This is a genomic window from Leptospira semungkisensis (assembly GCF_004770055.1).
Classification (GTDB): Bacteria; Spirochaetota; Leptospiria; order Leptospirales; family Leptospiraceae; genus Leptospira_B; species Leptospira_B semungkisensis.
In genome coordinates, this window is sequence record NZ_RQEP01000005.1 from 552378 (window position 1) to 569648 (window position 17271).

Annotated in this window: 21 protein-coding genes and 1 tRNA gene; 10 read left to right on the forward strand and 12 right to left on the reverse strand. The window is 42.2% G+C overall.

All coding sequences use genetic code 11. The features are described from left to right. The first annotated feature begins 12 nt into the window (after positions 1-12). Complete coding sequence (locus EHO59_RS02720) at positions 13-1806, forward strand: monovalent cation:proton antiporter-2 (CPA2) family protein (RefSeq protein ID WP_135584499.1); 1794 nt, start codon at positions 13-15, stop codon at positions 1804-1806. On the opposite strand, the gene EHO59_RS02725 is transcribed toward EHO59_RS02720, so the two are convergent. Together EHO59_RS02725 and EHO59_RS02730 are read right to left on the reverse strand one after the other, a co-directional pair. After that, positions 1803-2528 (reverse strand): endo alpha-1,4 polygalactosaminidase, encoded by a 726-nt coding sequence (locus tag EHO59_RS02725; protein WP_167882054.1) that lies wholly within the window; start codon positions 2526-2528, stop codon positions 1803-1805. The genes EHO59_RS02720 and EHO59_RS02725 overlap by 4 nt on opposite strands. Before the next feature lie 200 nt (positions 2529-2728). Next, positions 2729-2800 (reverse strand) — tRNA-Gly (locus tag EHO59_RS02730). Between the two features lie 62 nt (positions 2801-2862). On the opposite strand from EHO59_RS02730, the gene EHO59_RS02735 reads away from it, so the two are divergent. Further along, positions 2863-4389 carry a carboxypeptidase M32 gene (locus tag EHO59_RS02735; protein ID WP_135584503.1) on the forward strand — a complete coding sequence of 509 codons (1527 nt, stop codon included), beginning with the start codon at positions 2863-2865 and terminating at the stop codon, positions 4387-4389. A gap of 3 nt (positions 4390-4392) precedes the next feature. Next, positions 4393-4731 (forward strand): hypothetical protein, encoded by a 339-nt coding sequence (locus EHO59_RS02740; protein ID WP_135584505.1) that lies wholly within the window; start codon positions 4393-4395, stop codon positions 4729-4731. An 8-nt stretch (positions 4732-4739) separates the two neighbouring features. Here the strand turns inward: EHO59_RS02740 and EHO59_RS02745 are convergent, their stop codons facing one another. The 4 genes from EHO59_RS02745 to EHO59_RS02760 form a co-directional block, all read right to left on the reverse strand. Next, the gene (locus tag EHO59_RS02745; RefSeq protein WP_135584507.1) at positions 4740-5066 is read right to left on the reverse strand and encodes a YnfA family protein; all 327 of its coding nucleotides are present in this window, start codon (positions 5064-5066) and stop codon (positions 4740-4742) included. After that, a complete protein-coding gene (locus tag EHO59_RS02750; protein ID WP_135584510.1) occupies positions 5066-5614 on the reverse strand; it encodes a DUF1801 domain-containing protein in 549 nt (182 codons plus the stop codon). The genes EHO59_RS02745 and EHO59_RS02750 overlap by 1 nt, the downstream gene beginning before the upstream one ends. Before the next feature lie 132 nt (positions 5615-5746). Then, the gene (locus tag EHO59_RS02755) at positions 5747-6541 is read right to left on the reverse strand and encodes a hypothetical protein (RefSeq protein ID WP_135584512.1); all 795 of its coding nucleotides are present in this window, start codon (positions 6539-6541) and stop codon (positions 5747-5749) included. Then, positions 6528-6953 carry an ABA4-like family protein gene (locus EHO59_RS02760; protein ID WP_135584514.1) on the reverse strand — a complete coding sequence of 142 codons (426 nt, stop codon included), beginning with the start codon at positions 6951-6953 and terminating at the stop codon, positions 6528-6530. The genes EHO59_RS02755 and EHO59_RS02760 overlap by 14 nt, the downstream gene beginning before the upstream one ends. 119 nt (positions 6954-7072) lie before the next feature. On the opposite strand from EHO59_RS02760, the gene EHO59_RS02765 reads away from it, so the two are divergent. After that, positions 7073-7723, forward strand: coding sequence for a TetR/AcrR family transcriptional regulator (locus tag EHO59_RS02765; protein WP_135584516.1), 651 nt, complete (start codon positions 7073-7075; stop codon positions 7721-7723). A gap of 48 nt (positions 7724-7771) precedes the next feature. On the opposite strand, the gene EHO59_RS02770 is transcribed toward EHO59_RS02765, so the two are convergent. Continuing rightward, a complete protein-coding gene (locus EHO59_RS02770) occupies positions 7772-8590 on the reverse strand; it encodes a PhzF family phenazine biosynthesis protein (protein ID WP_135584518.1) in 819 nt (272 codons plus the stop codon). Between the two features lie 174 nt (positions 8591-8764). On the opposite strand from EHO59_RS02770, the gene EHO59_RS02775 reads away from it, so the two are divergent. Beyond that, positions 8765-9412, forward strand: a complete 648-nt coding sequence (locus EHO59_RS02775) for an NADPH-dependent F420 reductase (RefSeq protein WP_135584520.1) — start codon at positions 8765-8767, stop codon at positions 9410-9412. Positions 9413-9428: 16 nt separating this feature from the next. Here the strand turns inward: EHO59_RS02775 and EHO59_RS02780 are convergent, their stop codons facing one another. Genes EHO59_RS02780 through EHO59_RS02790 form a run of 3 tightly spaced genes read right to left on the reverse strand, consistent with a single transcriptional unit; the run spans position 9429 to position 10715 of the window. Next, a complete protein-coding gene (locus EHO59_RS02780; protein ID WP_135584522.1) occupies positions 9429-9818 on the reverse strand; it encodes a DUF423 domain-containing protein in 390 nt (129 codons plus the stop codon). Then, positions 9799-10392: a hypothetical protein gene (locus EHO59_RS02785; RefSeq protein WP_135584524.1), complete on the reverse strand. Its 594-nt coding sequence runs from the start codon at positions 10390-10392 to the stop codon at positions 9799-9801. The genes EHO59_RS02780 and EHO59_RS02785 overlap by 20 nt, the downstream gene beginning before the upstream one ends. Then, on the reverse strand, positions 10389-10715 hold the full coding sequence (locus EHO59_RS02790) for a TRL domain-containing protein (RefSeq protein WP_425460214.1): 327 nt from the start codon (positions 10713-10715) through the stop codon (positions 10389-10391). The genes EHO59_RS02785 and EHO59_RS02790 overlap by 4 nt, the downstream gene beginning before the upstream one ends. Before the next feature lie 145 nt (positions 10716-10860). Between EHO59_RS02790 and rocD the strand changes: the two genes are divergently transcribed. From rocD to EHO59_RS02810, 4 genes are all read left to right on the forward strand, one after another. Further along, the gene (gene rocD / locus EHO59_RS02795) at positions 10861-12096 is read left to right on the forward strand and encodes an ornithine--oxo-acid transaminase (RefSeq protein ID WP_135584528.1); all 1236 of its coding nucleotides are present in this window, start codon (positions 10861-10863) and stop codon (positions 12094-12096) included. Positions 12097-12123: 27 nt separating this feature from the next. Next, positions 12124-12453, forward strand: a complete 330-nt coding sequence (locus EHO59_RS02800; RefSeq protein WP_135584530.1) for a hypothetical protein — start codon at positions 12124-12126, stop codon at positions 12451-12453. Between the two features lie 138 nt (positions 12454-12591). After that, positions 12592-14367: a cation:proton antiporter gene (locus EHO59_RS02805; RefSeq protein ID WP_135584532.1), complete on the forward strand. Its 1776-nt coding sequence runs from the start codon at positions 12592-12594 to the stop codon at positions 14365-14367. A gap of 7 nt (positions 14368-14374) precedes the next feature. Beyond that, on the forward strand, positions 14375-14566 hold the full coding sequence (locus EHO59_RS02810; protein WP_135584534.1) for a DUF1289 domain-containing protein: 192 nt from the start codon (positions 14375-14377) through the stop codon (positions 14564-14566). A gap of 35 nt (positions 14567-14601) precedes the next feature. Here EHO59_RS02810 and EHO59_RS02815 read toward each other — a convergent pair whose 3' ends face one another. Continuing rightward, positions 14602-15741: a glycosyltransferase family 4 protein gene (locus EHO59_RS02815; RefSeq protein ID WP_246052619.1), complete on the reverse strand. Its 1140-nt coding sequence runs from the start codon at positions 15739-15741 to the stop codon at positions 14602-14604. A gap of 146 nt (positions 15742-15887) precedes the next feature. Between EHO59_RS02815 and folE the strand changes: the two genes are divergently transcribed. Then, positions 15888-16439, forward strand: coding sequence for a GTP cyclohydrolase I FolE (gene folE / locus EHO59_RS02820; RefSeq protein WP_135584538.1), 552 nt, complete (start codon positions 15888-15890; stop codon positions 16437-16439). A 3-nt stretch (positions 16440-16442) separates the two neighbouring features. Here the strand turns inward: folE and EHO59_RS02825 are convergent, their stop codons facing one another. After that, positions 16443-17144 (reverse strand): lysophospholipid acyltransferase family protein, encoded by a 702-nt coding sequence (locus EHO59_RS02825; RefSeq protein WP_135584540.1) that lies wholly within the window; start codon positions 17142-17144, stop codon positions 16443-16445. Positions 17145-17271 lie beyond the last annotated feature (127 nt).

The window sequence follows — 17271 nt, forward strand, 5'->3', positions numbered from 1 at the left end:
GGAACCGCATTGATGGAAGAAAAAAGTCTATTACTTACCGCAATCATTCTACTCACTACGGCCGTTCTATGCGTGCCTGTCTTCAAGAAACTAGGGATCGGATCCATCATAGGATACGTGGTCGGAGGAATTCTTATCGGGCCGCATGGGATCCGATTGGTCACAGGAGGGACGGAGATCCTTCACTTTGCCGAATTCGGAGTAGTATTGCTTTTATTTTTGATCGGGCTTGAGCTTCGTCCTCAAACTCTTTGGGTCTTAAGAAAACCGGTATTCGGAATGGGACTAGTGCAGGTGGCTTTGACCTCCTTCTTACTTGCAGTAACTATCGGTTATCTTTTCCATTTGGGATTTTTAGCCTCCGTTATTCTGGGCTTGAGTTTGTCCCTCTCTTCGACTGCATTCGCTCTCCAATCCTTAGCGGAAAAAAATCAGTTAAAGACATCTTATGGGAGATCCGCTTTTGCCATTCTACTCTTCCAGGACTTGGCAGTTATTCCGGTCATGGCCATCTTACCTATGGCTGCACTCACTCCTGAAAACTCGGATGTAAACGGATTAGATTTTTATAAATTGGGAACTGCAGCATTAGCGATCTTTTTAGTGATCCTAAGCGGGCGTTTCTTAATGCGTCCCTTATTTAGATTGATAGCCGCTTCCGGGAACCACGAGATCTTTGTGGCGCTTTCCCTTCTTCTCGTATTGGGAGTTTCGCTGGCCATGGAGAAAGTAGGACTGTCCATGGCCTTGGGCTCCTTCTTAGGAGGAGTTCTTCTCGCCGACTCGGAATACAGACACGAGTTAGAAGCGAATCTAGAACCGTTCAAAGGACTATTGCTCGGACTATTCTTCTTGGCAGTGGGAATGTCCATGAACTTGGAGCTTCTGATCAATCATCCTTTTTTAATCTTAAGTTTGGCCCTCGGACTCATGGCGATCAAAGGAATCGTATTATTCGTGATCGGAAGGGTAGCAAAGTTAAATTCGGATTCTTCTATCAATCTTGCGGTGAGCATTTCTCAAGGTGGAGAATTCGCATTTGTAATTCTAAATGTGGCTTCTCAATTAAACGTGCTAAGCAAGGAGATCGCAGAGTATTCGATCGTGATTGTAACCGCTTCTATGATGCTCACTCCTTTCTTCGGAATATTTAAGGAAAAGCTAATAAACCCTTACTTAAACAAAGAAGAAGAAAGACCAGCCGATCCGATCCACGAACAAAACAGAGTGATCATCGCCGGTTTCGGAAGGGTTGGGCAAATCATTTCTCGTATGCTCTATCTACATAAGATAGGATTTACTGCTTTGGAGCATAATGCAGACCAAGTGAATGCCGCTCGAAAATTCGGGCATAAGATCTATTACGGAGATGCGAGTCGTCTGGATTTACTGACTGCTGCTGGAGCGGCCCAGGCCGAGATTCTGGTCTTAGCGGTTCAGGATATGGAACTCTCTATTAAGATCGCGACTATAGCTAAGGAAAATTTCCCGAACTTGAAGATCATTGCTAGGGCGAGAAATAGAGCCCATTATTTCGATCTTTTAGAACTAGGAATCGAAACTATACGAAGGGACACATTTGCTTCTTCTTTAGAACTCGCTGAGGAAACACTGAAGGACCTTGGCTTCTTACCTTCCGAAGTGCAGTACTTCATTGATAAATTTAGAAGATATGATGAGGCAATGGTCAAACAGCAATACAAACTCCGTCATAACGAGAAGGAGCTGATTGCATTCTCCAGGAATGCAATCCGTCAGTTAGAAGATGCGTTCGCAGCAGACATGTTGCAGAAGGAAGCTTCTTAAGGACAAGGATCCCTATACGCGTCCAAGCTTTGGTGTTTCAGAAAACCTGATAAACGGAGACTGGAAGATTGAGGGCAGAAATCGCTCTTGTTCGTTCCATTCTCCGTATATTCGATCTGAAAAACTGCAGAGCCCTTACTTGGAAACGCGGCCTCTTCGGAGCACCATCCATCCGCGTAACAACTCTCAGTGATTGCCCAATCAAAATGAGAGATCAGATCTGAGATTTGATCCGGATCATTTTTTAAGCCGACAGACATTCCCCGAGATCGAGCAGAGTTACTTACCCATTTATTAAAATGGAGCTGATCTTCGGCAGTCAAAGGAAAGCCCGTACTATTCTGATATCCATCCATATTATCCGGATCGATCCCGTCACAACCTTGGTTTCTTGCCTTATCAAAACGAGCAGAAAGAATGGGACCTAAAATATCCAACCTTCTGATGTCCAACCACTGTTCGTCCGGAAAACCTGCGTATGCATTTCCTAAAACTTCAGGCGGGAATTTACTCGCATCTGATCTGTAATTCTCGTACGAACCTACATCAATATAGCAAATCACTCTCTTTCCGTTTGCATGCAATCTATCGATAACAGTTGGATCGGAATCAGTCAGATCTGAATCAATATCGAAAACGTTTGCATCGACAGATTCATCTAATGTTCCACTGAACTGGATCTGAAATGTGGTTCCCGGCGCTGGAATCCAAACTTTCGTCAAGAGGTAGAATAATATTCCCTCCTTCTCTCCGTTAGATGAGTCTTTACAGGAACTCAAACTGAAAGCAAAGAATATAAGGGAGAAGGAAAGAATTCGGGGGAAGAACATAGTTTTAGCCGCAGTGACCTCGACTAAGTAATTAGAGGAATATAATTTTGGAAATTCTCCAAGAATTAAATTCGAAAGATGAGTTTGATTTTTGCGGGCAGAGGGACTCGAACCCTCACTAGAAGCTTGGAAGGCTACGGTGCTAGCCATTACACCATGCCCGCGATAGGATAGAGTCAGTTTTTGATTGGAGGCACGGAAGTCAATCGAAAAGAATGATTTTTGTATGTGGGAATCAGAGCTAAGCAATTGGGAAAAAGAACTTCCGGCGTTCAAAGCGTATCGGGACGAATTTAAGACAATCTATCATCTTCGAAATATTGCAGGAGTTCTTCATTGGGATATGGAAGTTACCATTCCTCACGAAGGACAGGAAGAAAGAGGAGACCAGTTGAGTTTGCTCTCTGGCTTGGCTCACAAATCTTTCGTATCCGATTCTTTTCGTTCTCTTGCACAAAAGGCCAAAGAAGAAAATTCAAAACTCGATCTTCCGGGAAAACAACTGAGAGAAAGAGAATTGGATCTTTTGTTCAAAGACTTGGATCGTTCTTCTTGTTTGCCCATCTCCTGGGTGGAAGAATTCTCCAAGGTCACAAGCCAAGCCCACTCCGTTTGGGCAGAAGCCAGAAAGAAGAACGACTCTAGTTCCTTTCTTCCAGTTTTAGAAAAGATCATAGATCTTAGTTTTCAAAAAACTCAGTTCTTCGGATTTCAAACGGAAGCATACGATGCTCTCTTGGATGAATATGAACCTGGCGCAAAGGCTTCCGACTTGGAGGAGCTATTCTCTAACCTAAGAAAGTCCTTGGTTCCTTTACTTGCAAAAGCTAAGGACGCAGATTTTCCTTTTTTGGGACATTTTCCGATCTCTCAGCAAGAACCTTTCAATAAAGAACTGCCTGTTCTATTAGGTTTATCTAAAGAAGGATTTCGATTAGATGCAAGCGCACATCCATTCTCTACTTCTCTTGGAAGTTCCGACAAAAGGATCACCACTCGCTATGAAGAATCTGATCCTCTTTCTTCCGTATATTCCGTTTTGCATGAGACCGGTCATGCTCTATACGAATCGGGTATCTCTTTAATTCATGGAGATCCGTCTCCTTTAAAAGATTCCGTTTCGTTGGGAATGCATGAATCTCAAAGCCGTCTTTGGGAAAATCAAGTAGGAAGATCTAAGGAGTTTTGGGAAGGAATGTATCCTATCTTCTTAGAGAAACTCGGGCTTTCAGAGTCCTTTTTACCATTCTCAAAATTATATTCGTTCGTAAATAAATCCAAGTCTTCTCTCATTCGAGTCGAAGCGGATCAGATCACATACAATCTTCATATCATTTTAAGATTCCAGATAGAAAGAGCCATCTTCAAAAAAGAAATTTCCGTAAAAGAGATCTCCCAGGCTTGGAAGGAAGGAATGAAAAATTTACTAGGAATAGATGTGCCCGACGACCCCAAAGGATATTTGCAAGATGTACATTGGAGTGGAGGAGCCTTCGGTTATTTTCCTACCTATTCTTTGGGGAATATTTACGCAGCACAGCTCTACTCGGCTTTTCTAAAGGAACATCCTAAGTTTCCCGAAGAGTTGAAAAAAAGAGAAACTTCTTCTCTCTTAAGGTGGCTTCGAAAAAATGTTCATAGCAAGGGAAGAAGTATAGAAGCAAAGGACCTGATCCGAGAAGCAACGGGAGAAGAACCCAATGCAAAGTATCTGATCGAATATCTTGGCTCTAAAATCGCGGAACAAGGATAGAAAATGAGCGGTGACGATAAAGAAGAATTAACTCTCAAATCATTCGAAGAATTATCCTTCTTCGATAATCTTGCACTCTTTTATCTTTGCAATGAGACTCCTCCCCAGACTCTTGCACTCGCCTTTTTGGTTGGAGATAAAAAAGTTTGTGGATCCATGCTAGGTGTTATGGATTCTAAAAGAAGAGCTTTCGTACACGAACTCATGGCAAAGCAAAACGATTTTTCGGATGAGAAGAAGCAGGCTGCGGTCCAAGGTCTTCTCATTATCGCAGATGGATTGATCAGCCGGAATCTCATCCGCAAGCAAGGCAAGTTCTACTTTGGAACAGAAAGAGGCTGAGAGAAGTTCTATCTTGGCGCATAATAGATAATCGCTACTCCGAACAACGCAATAGCAGATCCGATTAAATCATACTTGTCCGGCTGAAATCCATCCACCTTCCAAGCCCAGAGTAAGGACATTACGATAAAAAATCCACCGTACGTCGCATATACTCTTCCAAAAGAAGAAGGTTGAAATGCGGCAACAATTCCGTATAAGGCAAGTATCGCTCCGCCAAAAATTAGATAGAAAACGGATTTGGATTCTTTGTACCAAAGCCAGACCAAGTAACCGCCGCCGATCTCGCAAATTCCGGCCAAGATAAAGATAATTATGGATTTAAAATATTCCATTAAGGTTTTCCTTTTCGTTTAACAGACTTCTTTTCTATAGATGTTTTGGCTTTAGCCTTCTTGATAGAATCTTTTTTTGCCAATTGCTTCTTTGCCTCTATCTTTTTTGATTTTGCAGTTGTTGTCTTGGAGAGAATTCCTTGTGCTAAAAATTTCTTGTCCTTGGTTCCTTGAGGCAAGGATAAACCCTGCAAAATAAATTCTCGAATCAAAGGAAATCGTATTTCTTCTAAGGATGTATATTCTAAATATCGAATCTGTTTAGTCTCACCCAATAGAACATTTTTCGGATCTTGAAATAAGATCCCCCATTCAAATATCAGCTGTACTCTTTCCAGAAAAGGAAAGATACCACAAACGTATCCAGAATTTTTATCTCGATAGCCGATTGCCTTCCAAACTGGATAACCTTTCTCTTCTAATTCCGGAAAATAGGATCGAATGGATTTTCGAAGTTTGTCGACTATCTCTAAGATTCCCTCAGGCATAGGCTTCAATATTTCCTGAATGATCTGAAGGTTCTTTTCCGGAGAATTTTTTTCGACCATGACTATAGCAATAGATAAAAGAGAAATCTATTAAACAAAATTTTTAAGACGAGTGAGAAAACGAGGAATTGTTTTTTCAGGATAAAGATCCTGGATCAGTTCGAAATATGACAAATCCAGGATCTTATTTTTTTAATAAAGAGGTCTTCCTAACATTGCATTGATAAAGACCGCTGCGACAAGAAGCGAATATCCGATCGATACCGCGAACATTGGAATTCTTCCCCAATTCTGTTTGATCGAAATAAAACCGAAGATCGGAAGTATTTGCAGAGCGTGAATTCCCGCAAAATGCGCGATCCGAATATCTCCTCCATTTCTACTCCAATTCACAAAAGGAAGCCCAGGTCCCCCGTCAGGAACTCCAACAGAATGAGCCAACCTCGAGGACATCACAATCCCGAAAATAGAAGCGATCGCAAAAATCCATAAGGAAAATCTAATGCCGACTAGCATTCTCTCATCAATCTCAGAAGAAAGAAGTTTGAATTTTCGATCCATGAGAATAGCAACGGGTATCATCGGAAAGATGAAAAGGCCCATGATGGAGTAGATTGCCCCATCTAAAGCGCTGCTCTGATTGAAATGAGAAGTGACCCCTCTTGCCGCTTGCAAGGTGATTAGCACCAACTCTACCATCAAAGAAACTACAAAGTATTTCTCCAGCTTGCCTACAAAGGAAGGAAACTCTCTTAGCTCTTCTAAATACCAAGACATCGTCCATAAGAAGATCCAAATCGAGACCGCAAATTTCATCGGCTTAATCCAAACGTTCAAGCCTAGAAGAGTTCTTGGATCCAACTCCGACAAAAGAAGATACACTGGGATTGCCACTAAAGAAAGTAGGCCCGTATAAAAAGTGGCTGCCTGGTTCTTTCTTAAATGAGAGAAGAAACGGCTCTCACTTAAAGTATTAGATACTTGCACGGTCTCCTCCTTTGATCCAGCGAACCACTTGAAAGAATAGATATCCAACTGGGCCAAACATAAGAGTGAAGAACAAACATGGGATTAAGATCCATTTAGAAATTCCCAATTCTTCCGCTTCCTTGGTTTCCCAAACTCCTAAGAATAGATCGAACGCCAGATAGTGAACCCAGCCTGCCAGAAGCACCCAAGGATTGGAAAATAACTGAGCTACTCCCTGCAAGGTCTGAAAATTCCCTTCCCCACCTATATGAAAGGCAAATACGATTAAGTATAAAAGGGAAAGTGCCGCAGACCAAGCTCCGCTTCTCACTAAGATCCTGGTAATCTTTTGCTTCGGAATAACTGCGAGCAAGATCCAACCTAGGATCGCAAATCGACTCGCTATCGTAAAAATCAACTCTGGACTCATAAAATCTCTCCAACCTCTTATGTGGGAAGAGGTTTTACTTGCTAAAAGGAAAGGCTCCTTATATGTTACTATTGGTAACACCAAATGTTACCAACGTCAACATTTTTTGGAAATATTTTATGCCTGCGAAGAAAAAAACGAAGAAACCGGAAGGCGCCTATCATCACGGAAATTTAGCGGAAACCCTGAAATCATTGGCCTTGAACCGTTTGGAAGAAAGCAAAGATTCCGCTTTTACAATAAGAGAGATCGCAAGAGAAGCAGGTGTGAGCCACGCTGCGGCCTATCGACATTTTCCCTCTAGGATCGATCTACTTGCAGAAATCTCTAAAGAAGGTTTTATAAAGATCACAGAAGAATTTACTCTGGCAGAAAGATCGGCTTCTGCAAATGATCCGTTTGATCGGCTTCAAAAACTAGGCCTTGCATACATTCGTTTTTGCATTCAGCATCCAGGATACTACAGAGCAATGTGGCATACTGATCTAGGATCCATGGAAGATCTAACCGAGTTACAGGAAATAGGGAAACAATCTTTTTTAAAACTATGGGATACGATCTTAAGCTGTGAGGCAGAGGGAAACTCAGGTTTCTCTCCCAAAGAAATGGCAGCGGCAAGCTGGTCTATAGTACATGGTTACTCCGTTCTGATCAATGAAGGTCAAATGGAGAATCCTCTTTTGCAGATCAATAAGAAGAACGCTGTGCAAGAGGCGGAGAAAATATTGAAGATCTTAAATTTAGGTTTAATGAAGAGAAATACAAAATAGTTCGCATCTCAATCCAAAAGAATATCGTGCTTAATATAAACACTGAGCCTATTCTAGATAAAAACTTCCTTTCAAATAGAGTTTACAAGTTCCTCCTATCCGAACTCTTTCTCCCCTGTCCTCACAAAGAAGATGTCCACCTCTCTTCGAAGCTTGGTAGGCTCTTAGATATTTTTTACCAATCCTATTAGACCAATACGGGATCAAAGTACAATGCGCGGACCCAGTCACCGGATCTTCAGGAACTCCTTTTGCAGGCGCAAAGAATCTGGATACAAAATCATAAGGTTTTCCTGCGTCAGCGGGAGCAGTTACTATCGCAGCAAAGTAAGGAAGTTCTTTGATCTTCTCAAAATTTGGAACAAGGTTACGAACATCAGATTCCTTCTCGAAAAGAAAAAGAATATCCCTGGCTTTCCATACTTGTCTGGGAAGGATATCGAAACATTCCGCGAAATCATGCAAGGATTGCTCTAACACAACCGGAGCCCTAGAAGGAAAATCTAGATAATATAGATCCTTCTCTCGAAAGACCTCCAAGATCCCACTTTTAGTATGAAAGCGAAGAGAAGAAGGAAGAGTATTGGCCCCTTCTTCCAATTCGTAAATTGCAAAAGCAGAAGCTAGTGTTGCATGTCCGCAAAGATCTACTTCTACTCCGGGAGTAAACCATCTCAGATCGAATTCTCCAGGTTTTCCATTGGATCTATAAAATGCAGTCTCGGATAAATTGTTCTCGGCGGCGATCTGAAGCAAAACTGTATCGGAAAGCCATTCTCCTTTCCAAGGCACCACTGCAGCAGGATTTCCTTTAAAGAGGGAATCCGCGAATGCATCAATCTGATAGATCTTATATTCTTCAATCATACTTTAACTCGGAAGATAACTCTTTCTTTCGAAAGAATACAGTTACAGTTTCCTTTCTTTTTTCCAATACAGAAATTATAGACAAACCTTGTTTGCAAAGAAATGTCTAAGGACATGATACGCAATGTATCAGTGCATTGATATTCTTCTTCGGAAGGATTTGAGGAGAAGGAAATGAAAATCGGCATATTAGGAACTGGAATGGTCGGAAACACGATCGGATCCAAGTTAATTGAAAAAGGTTACGAAGTCAAAATGGGTTCTCGTTCTGCACAAAACGAAAAGGCTGCTGAATGGGTGGCAAAGTCCGGAAGCAAGGCTTCTCAAGGAACCTTTAAGGACGCAGCCACATTCGGTGAGATCTTGTTCAATTGTACGAAAGGAGAAGTCAGCCTAGAAGTACTTCGTCAAGCTGGTGCTGAAAATCTGAAAGGCAAAATACTAGCCGACGTTTCGAACGCTCTCGACTTCTCCAAAGGAAGACCTCCAGGTCTGCTTACTGATAGTCATAACTCTTTGGGAGAAATGATCCAGAAGGAATTTCCGGATCTAAAAGTAGTCAAGACTCTAAACACTACGAACTGTTCCATCATGGTAGATGCTTCTTTGATCAAAGGAGAACATGATATTTTCGTTTGCGGAAATGATGCCGAAGCAAAGAAAACGATCTCTAACCTTCTCGCAAAAGACTTCGGTTGGAACAATATTATAGATCTTGGGGATATAGTGGGAGCAAGAGCTGCCGAGATGCTCCTGCCTATGTGGGTCCGATTATACGGGATCTATGGACATGCAAACTTCAATTTCCATATCGTAAAATAGATCTAAGAGAAGAGCTTTAATCTTTCTTAATGAACGCGGAATAAGCGATGGAGGACCATCCGATCAATAGAGAAACTCCTCCAAAAGGAGTAACTGCTCCTAGGATCCTAATTCCGGTGATCGAAAGAATATAAAGAGATCCAGAAAAGATCAGAACTCCTGCAAAGATAAACCAGAATCCGACTCTTAGAGGTTTGGATTCTGTAGTTTTCTCACTCAATGCAAGAGCGAGTAAAACTACAGAATGGATCAAATGATATTTGGATCCCGTATCAAAGATGGTCATTAGATCTGGAGTTAAAATTGATTTTAATCCGTGAGCTCCGAAAGCCCCCAATGCAACTCCTAAGAAGCCTAGAAGTCCTGCGAAAAAGAGTAAGTTAGAATTAGAATTTTTGGATACCATAACTGTGAAACCGAAGACATTTCCTTCTGAATAATCCAAAGATATACATCGTATTTTCTACGTCCAGACGACTATCGAATAATGCCTGGATAGAATGTTCCTGCATCAAATCCTGTAACTCTTCGTAAAAACTCTTTTGCCCAAAGACGAAATGAATTGGAATGAAAGAGTCGTTAGAACCTTGTTTAACTGGTAAGAATAATCGAACCCCAAACTGGCAACCCTTGCTCTCTCCTTCGAAGCGTACGATCCGATGCTCCGACCAATCCCAGCCGTCCAAGGAAGCATGGAACATATCCTTATGAGGCAAAGAAGTAGTGGCTCGGATGAAACCGTCAAACACACCTGTCTTGAGCTTGGTTGAACTCGCACCGAAATGAATGGAAGGATCTCGAAAGTTCACTCCATTAATACTCACATCATTGTCAGGAGGAATTCCCAAACCTGTAGGATAAGGTTCCGGATTTCTTCGTACAAGAGCCCGGTTCTCCATCATAGGACCGCAGAAATTCAGGCTCGCGCATTCCGCGAAAGCCAATAGAAGAACTAGAAACTTTTTCTTTACAGATATCATTCTTTCTTCAGGAGTCTTTGAGGAAGCTTGACTCCTATTCCGCTCACTCGAGTACATTTTTCGAAATAGAGAGCGAATAAAAAGGATTTATAACTATAGTCCGTTTGCACATCGAAGAGAAGATCCGCTTTATCCTTGATGGCATTTTGGACAGCCGCCTCGTAACTTTCATCTCCCGTATATACCGCCCACAACCAGCTCGTGCCGCAGGAAACTCCTTCTAATTTACCGATGGGTTCCATTCCCCTCACGTCGGAATAACTTTGAGAATAGTACCAGCCTGGAGACTTGATATTGGTATAAAGACAGTTCGTAAGGAACATAATCGCAGAAAATAAAGGGATTAGGATCGAAACTCTTCGAAACGAATTTTGCATGTACTAATTTTCAACGAGTTGAAACACAAAAGTCAAGGTAAAATACCGAAATCTCCTTGTGCCTCTCTTAGCAAAGAAGAATGAAGTATTGATGCGGACACAATCCTCACAGTTTTATCTGGATATCGAAAAGGAATACGGTGCCTTTAACTACGAACCTCTTCCAGTCGTTCTAGAAAAAGGAAGAGGTATCTTTCTTTGGGACACGGAAGGCAAAAAGTATTTCGATTTCCTCTCCGCTTACAGCGCGGTGAACCAAGGACATTGTCATCCCCGCATCATCGACACTCTCAAATCCCAAGCCGAAAAATTAACCTTAACTTCTCGCGCCTTTTATAACGATCAACTCGGTCCTATGGAGAAATTTTTATGTGAGACCTTCGGTTTCGATCGAATGGTTCCCATGAATACAGGAGTCGAGGCAGCAGAAACCTCGGTTAAACTTGCAAGGCGCTGGGGTTATCAAGTGAAGAAGATCCCGAAAGACCAGGCAAAGATCGTATTCGCTTCCGGAAATTTTTGGGGAAGAAGCATAGGCGCAATCTCCGCTTCTACAGACGAGAATAGCAGAGGGGATTTCGGTCCTTTTGTACCTGGATTCTCCCTCATTCCTTTCGACGATCTGGATGCACTTAAGAGGGAACTCAAGGATCCGAACGTGACTGCATTCATGCTGGAACCGATCCAAGGAGAAGCAGGTGTCATCGTTCCCAAACCGGGATACCTACAAGAAGTTCGTAGGCTTTGTTCCGAACATAATGTTTTATTAATACTAGACGAAGTACAAACAGGTTTAGGAAGAACCGGAAAACTTCTAGCTGCAGATCATGAAGGAGTAAAGCCAGATCTACTTGTTTTAGGCAAGGCTCTTTCCGGCGGAACCTTACCGGTCTCTGCGGTTCTTTCTTCTGATGAAGTGATTCTTACTTTGAAGCCAGGAACCCACGGTTCTACTTTCGGAGGAAATCCTCTAGCGGCTGCAGTTGCAACTACTGCAGTGCAAGTCCTATTGGAAGAAAACCTTTCCGAGAATGCAGAGAATCGAGGCATCGAATTCAGAAAGATACTCGGGCAAATCAAAGAAGAATATCCGGACAAGATCAAAGAGGTCCGAGGCAAGGGCTTATTAAACGCAGTAGAATTCTTTCCGGACGATACAGGTCCTAGAGGAAAGAAGATCTGTTACAAGCTTTTAGATGCGGGAATACTTGCTAAGCAAACTCATGATCATACGATACGTTTCGCTCCTCCACTTTGCATTACCAAAGAAGAGTTAGAAGAAGCAGCCTCTTTGATCGTTGCCTCCATTCGTAAAACCCTTGACTAATCTTTCAAAATTCGTTTTTTTGAAAGCATGCAAGCCGACGACAAAAAATACATCAGAGTATGGAAGAAGCTAAGCGTCTCCGAAGTTTCTTCTCAATTGATGATCATAGATGATCTGTATGGCACTTGCGGAAAATGTAAGCATCTTGGCTTGAATTATACAAAGGACAAATCCTGTCCAGAATGCGGGACTAAATTCAAATACTTGGCTACGAATCTCAAATCTGCGGGCGATATCGCAAAGGTCCTAGCAAGGATCGAAAAAGAGAATCTGGACTTTATCCTGATTGATAGAGAAGATTACACTCTATCCAAGGCTAAGGATGCCGTAAAGGATCTGTTCAAATCTCAGGATTGAGATCTTAAAAGCATAGTTCGCTTATCGGAAAGCGCTCCGAAAATCAAAGAAAGTGAATGGACTTGATTCCAGGAATTATTTCTTTTTGTAATATCATAAAATCTAATTTAATTCGAAGGGAGAATTCGAACCGATCAGATGGAACATTCGCTCAGCCTATTAACAGATATCGCTCTCAGTATTATATTCGCTACGCTTTTCTCCCATATCGCTAAAGCACTAAAGCAACCTCTTGTCCTGGGCTACGTGATCGCGGGATTATTTATCGGCCCCTTACTCGGGCCTTATATAGATTCGAAACTTCATATAGGCTATGTTCATAGCGAGGACAGCATCGAACTGATCTCCGAGATCGGGCTCATCCTTTTACTATTCATCATCGGACTCGAGATCGATCTGAAAGAACTCGCTCGCATGGGAAGATCCATGTTCGCGCTAGGAGTACTGCAATTCTTCTTGGGAGTTGCAGCAGCCTGGTTTGCGTTCAAGACGTTCTTCCCTCCTGCTCCGGGCAATTTCGATCTTCTCTATTTTGCGATCGCATTGTCTTTAAGCTCCACCATGATCGTGGTCAAACTTCTTCATGATAAATTCGAGATCAGCACTGTAGCAGGAAGGCTGACTATCGGAGTCTTAGTGCTACAAGATATCTGGGCAATCTTATTCATGGGGATCCAACCTGATCTGCAAGATCCTCAGATCTGGAACGTACTTGGTTCCTTAGCAAAAGGTTGCGCTCTTGTATTGATTGCATTCGTGATCAGCCGCTACGTTCTTTCTAGACTCTTCCTATTTGCCGCTGCCAAACCGGAGTTAGTACTCATCACTTCTATCGCTTGGTGTTTCTTCTTATGCGGTGTAGCTGAAAAGGCAGAACTTTCTAAAGAAATGGGTGCATTGATCGCAGGAGTAAGTATCGCAGCCTTTCCTTACGGAGCGGATGTGATCAGTAAACTTTCGGGGATCAGAGACTTCTTCATTACCTTATTCTTCGTTGCTTTAGGAATGAAGGTCCAAGCCCCAAGTTCCGGAGATCTAGGACTCGCATTCTTAGCAGTCGGATTCGTTTTACTCAGTAGAGTATTGATCGTTGCTCCTACAGTTTATTTCTCGGGCAAAGGATTGAGAGCTGGGATCGTAGCTGGATTAAACCTTGCTCAGATCTCCGAGTTCTCCTTGGTCATTCTTGCCTTGGGAGTACAAAAAGAACATATCGGAAAAGAGCTACAAGCGATCGTGCTTACTTCTATGATCATTGCTTCGATTATCTCGACATACGTGATCTTGTTCAATGATAGAATTGCGAGAGGCATCTTGGCATTCGTCTCCTTATTCGGAGTAAAAGAAAAAGGTGAGCCTTTAGAATCTCAAGTGACCGGCGAGACCAAAAGAGATATCGTCATCTTAGGATATTTCCGGATCGCTCAGGGCTTGATAGAAGGGATCGAAAAAGACAGACCTTCTTGGCTAAAGAGAATTCTGGTAGTAGACTTCAATCCAATCTATAGACAAACCTTAGAATCCAAAGGAGTTCGTTGGGCGTACGGAGACTTAGCGAATCCGGAAAGCTTGCATCACTTAGGAATTGAAGAAGCTAGATATGTAGTCTGTACTGTTTCCGATATGATCTTAAAAGGAACAACCAATCGAAGACTATTGGAATCCTTAAAAAGCATTTGTAGACATCATCAACCTAAGATCATTCTCACCACCGACGATCCAAAAGAAGCGGATGTTCTTAGAAATAACGGCGCGGCCCATGTAATTGTACCTGGCAGATTGTCCGGACTTTCCTTGTTTACTGAACTGAGAGGAATGGTAGAAAACAGCGGTCTCATAAACTTGGAGAAAAGTGCGAAGCCTAAAACAAAAAAGGCTTCGTCCAATAAGAAGAAGGCTGTAAAAGCCAAATAGTTTTTCTATGATCGTTCGTTCGCCCTGCATCAAAATCTGCACTATGGATCCTGAAACAGGGCTTTGCGAAGGTTGCTTTCGCACCCTAGAAGAAATAGGTCGCTGGGTAATTTACACAGAAGAAGAAAGAAAAGCGATCCGAATTAAAATAGATGAGAGAAAAGAATCTCTCGGAAAAGACTATTTTAGAAATTCCTAAAATAAGATCCGCTGTCTGCGGCACAAACGCGGAGTTTAGCGTTTAATCCCTTTCGCTTTTGCAATCCTAAGATATTCGTCCACAATTTGGTTCGCAGACTTTTTCCAATCGAATCGTTTGCTATTTAGAAGGCCCGATTTAACTTTAGAGCTCAACTTCTTAGGAGAAGAAAGCAGTCCAAGCAAATCCGTTTCAAACTCAGCCGAATTTGTCGGATTAAAATAAAAGGCAGAACTACCCAAGATCTCCGGCAGTACACTTGCATCCGAAGAATACACAGGACATCCGCAAGCCTGAGCCTCTACTGGAGGAAAACCAAATCCTTCGTAAAGAGAAGGATATACAAGCACTCCCGCCGCAGAATACAAAACACTCAACTCTTCTTCGGACAAATAAGGAAGCACTTTGATCTTATGCTCCCAGCCTTTTGCTTCTTGGGCTAGATACTCCGGAAGTTTTCCTCCGGCGCCTGCGATCACCCAGTTCTGTTTCAGCTTCTTCTCCGTCCAAAGTGCCTTAAAGGATCTCAGAATAAATCCCAGATTCTTATGCTCTTTTCCTATTCCTACGCTGAGAAGATATCCAGCTTCTAAATCATACTTTTTAAGGAAGGACCTCTTCTCCGAATTGCTTCTGGGATAAAATACATTTTTGTCCAAACCATTGTAAACGGTTCTCATCTGATCATAAGAAAACTCGAATACCTCGTGCACATCTTTTGCAGTAAAATCGGAAACAGTGAGAACAGCAGCGGAGCTTCTTCTAATCTTAGAGAAGACAAGCCTAAGATAAATCTGTTTCAAAAGAGAAGAATGAAACTGCTTCATTCTAAATGGAATGATATCGTGAATGGTTACTATGCAACGATCCATGTAACGCAAAGGAGCATTGAAATGTGGAATATCCAATAGATCGAAATTCTGCATCTCCGGAATTCCCTTCCATTCAGAAAGTGAATAGATGCCCGCCTTATATTCCAAAATTTCGTATTGCTTCAAAACTTTCGGAGAAAGGTTTTTCTTAAGTAGCTCGAGATCTCCTAGAAGAGTGATCTTTATATTCTTCTTAGCAGCAGGTGCAGCTAATTCGTTTAAGACGCCTTTGATACGTGATCCGATCCCAGAATGGGCGATCATTCTTGCATCCAAACCTATTTTAATCCAATTTTGAACCATCGAACTTTAAAGGCCATCGTGTAGAACTTAGTCGGAATGGCAAGTCGTTCGATCGCTTTTCCCTTGAAAAGAGGATTAAACCGCTGAGACTTGTCCAGATCATAGTCTAAATAAAAATATTTTCCTGGCTCAGAACGGAGATACACTTGGAACAAGAAGTCACAAATATATTGAAGGCGATTGGAGAAGATCCTTCTCGAGAGGGGCTCTTAAATACTCCCAAGAGAGTTCGTAAATCGTACGAATTCCTAACCTCTGGTTATAGAGCGGACATGAACTCGATCGTGAACGGAGCTATCTTTGAAGAGGATAGCCAGGGAATGGTTCTTGTTCGAGACATAGAAATGTATTCCCTTTGTGAACATCACCTTCTTCCTTTTTTTGGAAAGGCACATGTAGGTTATATTCCTAATAAAAAGATCATAGGGATTTCCAAGATCCCTAGGATCGTAGACGTGTTTGCAAGAAGGCTGCAGGTCCAAGAAAGAATGACTGAGCAGATCGCTTATGCTCTCATGGAAGTATTGGATCCACTTGGAGTCGCTGTAGTCATCAAGGCTAAACATCTTTGCATGATGATGAGAGGAGTCGAAAAGCAGAACTCGGAACTTTTCACGTCCTGCATGCTCGGAGAATTTAAGACCAATATGGTGACCCGTAGCGAATTTTTAGATCTGATCCGCACCGGGTCTACCTGAGAGTTATCCTACTCTTAGTTCTTCAGCCTTTCTCTCTGCCCGATCTTTGTTTTCCAACATAGCGGCTTCTACTCGGAGCCGCTCTCTTTCGAATCCTTGATCATCTAAATCTCTAGGGATCAAAATAGGTTCTCCGTACGAGATCACAAATGTAGTAAACGGTTTTGGGATTCTGTGTTTGTCCCAGGATTTTTCTAAGACCCATTGCCGAGTGCATTCGTAATGAAACGGAAGGATTGGAACTTGAGATACCTGAGCGGCTGCGATTAATCCAGGCTGCACAATCCAAGCCGGACCTCTAGGTCCATCAGGCGTAAATGCAGCGGGCAAATTCTTTCTTAGATGCACAATCATAGCTTTCAAGGCTCTGGATCCTCCCTTCGAAGAACTTCCCCGAATGCTACCGTTTCCAAAACGATGGACTACTCCTGTAATGAAGTCTCCATCCTTCGATTCGGAAATAAGCACGGCCAACTTTCTGTTCTTATTCAAGTAAGGAGAATACAGAACATTCGTGTGCCAAATAGAAAGAATGAATGGTTTATTCTTAGGAAAGAGTTCATTGAAATGTTCCTTTCCTAACTCCACTTTTCGCGACGTAAGACCTACGAACCTTTGCAAAAGAACAACGAGTGTAGGCACCAACCAAACAAGGATTTTTCTCTTAAAACTATCCGGCATCGCCGGGTCCAATTTAGCAGACATTATCGGCGAAAATATTATAACACGGTCGGGGGGCACGTTTATTTATGAATTCTTTGAAGGATTCCTAAAAATAAGAAGATCAAATTTCGGGACAAAGCAGAAGTATTTTGAAACAATTGCTCTCTGA